Source organism: uncultured Romboutsia sp. (genome assembly GCF_958366745.1).
Taxonomy (GTDB): Bacteria; Bacillota; Clostridia; order Peptostreptococcales; family Peptostreptococcaceae; genus Romboutsia; species Romboutsia timonensis.
In genome coordinates this window covers 1-4055 of sequence record NZ_CATXCO010000213.1, presented here as the reverse complement: position 1 = coordinate 4055, position 4055 = coordinate 1, and the positions used below count along the sequence as shown (strand labels likewise).

Below are 4055 nucleotides of genomic sequence, written 5' to 3'. Positions count from 1 at the left end.
AGACGATTTGAAATAAAAGAAAATGTAATGTACATAAATGGAAAACGTATACTATTTAATGGTGTTAATAGACATGAATTTGACAGCGAAATGGGAAGAGCTATAAATAAAGAAGTAATGGAAAAAGATATAAAAATAATGAAGCAATTTAATGTTAATGCTTTAAGAACTTCTCATTATCCAAATAATCCATATATGTATGATTTATGTGATAAATATGGATTATATGTAATTGATGAAGTAAACCTAGAAACTCATGGTACATGGAAGTATGGACAAAAAGAAGAAGAAGGTGCACTTCCAGGAAGTAAACCAGAGTGGACAGATGCTGTGTTAGCAAGATGTAAATCTATGTTTGAAAGAGATAAAAATCATCCATCTATAATAATATGGTCATTAGGAAATGAATCTTTTGGAGGAGAAAACTTCAGAAAAATGTATAGATTCTTTAAAGATAATGACAAATCTAGAATAGTACACTATGAAGGAATATTTCATCATAGAATGTATGAAGATGTATCAGAGATAGAAAGTCAAATGTACACAAGACCTTGGGAAATAGAAGAATATGCAAAAAATAATCCTAAAAAACCTCATATAATGTGTGAATATACACATTCTATGGGAAATTCAAATGGTAATCTAGATGCATATTATAAATTATTTAGGAAATATGATGTTCTACAAGGTGGATTTGTATGGGACTTTAAAGACCAAGCAATCCTAAAAAAAGAAGGAGATATAAGTTATTTAGCTTATGGAGGAGATTTTGGAGATTTCCCAAATGATTATGATTTTAGTGGAAATGGATTAGTATTTGCTAATGGAGAAGTAACTCCTAAATTCTATGAGATTAAATACTGGTATGCAGATGTATTATTTGAAGATGTAAAAGAAGGTTTAGTTAAGATAAAAAATGATTATTTATTCAATAATTTAAATAGATATGACATATTCATAACTACAACTAAAAATGGTGAGTTTGTAGATGAAAAATGTGTAACAATAGATTTAGAGCCTGGACAAACTTATGAACTAGAATATGATGTGGTACAAAAAAGATACAAAGGTGAGGAATACATAGTTACATTTACAGTTAAAGAAAAGAATGAAACAATGTATGCACCTAAAGGTCATGAAATAAAACATCATCAAGTTGTATTAAAACCAAATACATTAAAAATAGAAAGAGAAGAAAATACTAATAAAGTTAATATAAATGAAGAAGATAAATTGATAACATTATCTACAGAAAAAGTAAAAGTATCTTTATCAAAAGAAAGTGGACTTTTAGCACAGTATATAGTAAACGGAGAAAATATACTAAAAGAAGAATCAAGACCATATTTTTGGAGAGCAAGTACTAATAATGATAGAGGATTTAAAAATGAAGTAGATGCAGTTACATGGAGAAATCCAAATATGAATTTAGTAAACATTAAAATAGAAAACTATATTAATTTAGTTAATTTAGTAGTAGATATAGAACTAGATAATAATAGTACAGTAACATATGTATACTCATTAGATAGTAACTCTAAACTAAAAGTACAACAAATATTAAATCCAAATAGAGATTTAGCTAAAATACCTGCAATAAGCGATATGTTTATACTTAAAGAAGAATTTAAAAATATAACTTATTATGGTAGAGGAGAAATAGAAAATTACTGGGATAAATATAAGAGTGCTAAGGTAGGGTTATACGAAGATATAGTAACTGAAAAAATGGTAAATTATCTTCAACCTCAAGAAAATGGTGCTAAAACTGATGTAAGATATTTAGAAATAAAAAATGAAAAAGGAGACGGAATAAAAATAAGTGGAGTTCCTACTTTTGAGTTTAATATATCTAAATATCATCCAGAAGATGTAGAAATAGCAGATCATTTCTATAAATTAAAGCCATTAGATGCAACTGTATTAAGAATAATATACAAACAAATGGGAGTAGGAGGAGATGATAGCTGGAGAGCATTACCTCATCCGGAATATATTTTAAATCCTAATAAAATTTATACTTTAACATATGAAATAAAACCAATATAAATATTTGTAAAGAGCATATCCTTCTAAATTATGAAGGATATGCTTTTTTACGCTTATAGGAAAATATAATATATTAAAAAGTAAGATAAATTTCTGAATTTGAGTAATATAAATAAATTACTTTTCAACATAAAAAATATTTTGAAATTCATTATTAATACAATAACTTAATCACTGAATTAAGTTATTGTCAAGGGAAAAAATATCATCCATATGTAAATTAAAGTGATTTACTTACACAGGGCATAAGCGAAGCAAAACTATAAGCTAGAAATTTTAATATGGACAATAGATAAAAATTTTATAATAGTATAGAACAACAGAAGTTTATAGATTGTAGCAATTAAAAAACTTTAGAATATATTATAATTACATATAGTAAAAGGGGTGGGGATATGGATAGTTTGCTGTCAGGAATAAGTGCAATATCTATTAAAGATATAATTATGATAGTAATTGGATGCATACTAATTTACTTAGCTATATACAAAAAATTTGAACCAACTCTGTTACTTCCTATGGGGTTTGGAGTAATAATGGCTAATTTACCATTGTCAGGAGCTATAACTCAATTGTTTGGAGATAGTAAGGTAGTTGGTATATTAGATTTACTATTTTCACAAGGAATAGCAACGGAACTATTTCCACTTTTAATATTTATAGGAATAGGCTCAATGATTGATTTTGAACCACTACTTCAAAAGCCATTTACAATATTTTTAGGAGCATCAGCTCAACTTGGAATATTTTTAACTATAATAGTAGCTTTAATATTTGGATTTGACTTAAAAGAAGCTGCATCTATAGGAATAATAGGGGCTGCTGATGGACCGACTTCTATATTTGTAGCATCTCAACTTGCCAAGAATTTACTTGGACCAATATCTGTAGCAGCATATTCTTATATGGCACTAGTGCCTATCATTCAGCCATTTGCTATAAAACTTGTTACAACAAAGGAAGAAAGAATGATAAGAATGAGTTATACTCAAGGCAAAGTATCTAAAAGAACTAAAATATTATTTCCTATAGTAGTTACAGTAATAGCAGGTATAATAGCACCACAATCAATACCTCTTATTGGATTTTTAATGTTTGGTAACCTAATGAAAGAATCAGGTGTTGTAGAAGGATTATCTAAATCTGCTCAAAATGAACTTGTAAATATTTGTACAATATTACTAGGTCTATCTATAGCATCAACTATGAAAGGTGACGATTTTCTAAAAACATCTACATTACTTATAATGTGTATGGGACTTATAGCATTTATATTTGATACAATAGGTGGAGTATTATTTGTAAAAATTATAAATATATTTAAAAAAGAAAAGATAAATCCAATGATTGGAGCAGCTGGGATATCTGCATTTCCAATGTCAGCTAGAGTAGTTCAAAAGTTGGCTACAAAGGAAGACCCTCAAAATTTTATATTAATGTATTCAGTAAGTGCTAATGTATCAGGTCAAATAGCATCTGTTATAGTTGGTGGTCTTATACTTGGACTATTATCTTAGGGGGGATATATTATGATTGAGGGATTAAAATTAATGGCTACTGGAATGTGTGGTGTATTTTTAGTTACGGGTATAATTTATTTTGCTATAAAGATATTAAATAATTTTGATAAATAAATTGATTAAAGTCCTCTTAAATAAGAGGATTTTTTTGTACTAAAAATGCAAATACTTTATTTAAAGAGGTGAAAATATGATAAGAAATCGTAAAGTAAAAGATCCAATAGTAGCTATAACTAAAGGAATGAGTGAAGGTAGGTCATTAGAAAAAGCCCTAGATTTACTTCCTATGGATAAAATTATACAAAAAGGAGATAAAGTAATAATAACTCCTAACTGGGTAAAAGATAAATCACCTAAAGATGGTGTAGTCGTAGGTCCTAAAACTTTGAAAAAGCTTATACAATACATAAAAACAAAAGAACCATCAAAAATAGTTATAGCAACTGGGTCAGGAGGAGCTAAAACTCCTGATGTTATGAAAAGTGT

The 4055-nt window shown here is 27.7% G+C and carries 3 protein-coding genes and 1 pseudogene; all 4 read left to right on the top strand.

The features are described from left to right. A partial coding sequence (locus Q5F54_RS11460; protein ID WP_302334455.1) for a glycoside hydrolase family 2 TIM barrel-domain containing protein occupies nt 1–2049 on the top strand: 2049 nt, incomplete at its 5' end. Nucleotides 2050–2444: 395 nt separating this feature from the next. Further along, nucleotides 2445–3566, top strand: a complete 1122-nt coding sequence (locus Q5F54_RS11455) for a sodium ion-translocating decarboxylase subunit beta (protein ID WP_302334454.1) — start codon at nt 2445–2447, stop codon at nt 3564–3566. Nucleotides 3567–3578: 12 nt separating this feature from the next. Then, on the top strand, nt 3579–3683 hold the full coding sequence (locus Q5F54_RS11450; RefSeq protein WP_277231586.1) for an OadG-related small transporter subunit: 105 nt from the start codon (nt 3579–3581) through the stop codon (nt 3681–3683). Between the two features lie 76 nt (nt 3684–3759). Continuing rightward, nucleotides 3760–4055, top strand: a pseudogene (locus Q5F54_RS11445) (DUF362 domain-containing protein); the annotation flags it as partial.

What these genes read in the sequence shown, in the direction of transcription:
- Q5F54_RS11450 (WP_277231586.1), top strand. Translation starts at nt 3,579, where the DNA reads ATGATTGAGGGATTAAAATTAATGGCTACTGGAATGTGTGGTGTATTT.
- Q5F54_RS11455 (WP_302334454.1), top strand. Translation starts at nt 2,445, where the DNA reads ATGGATAGTTTGCTGTCAGGAATAAGTGCAATATCTATTAAAGATATA.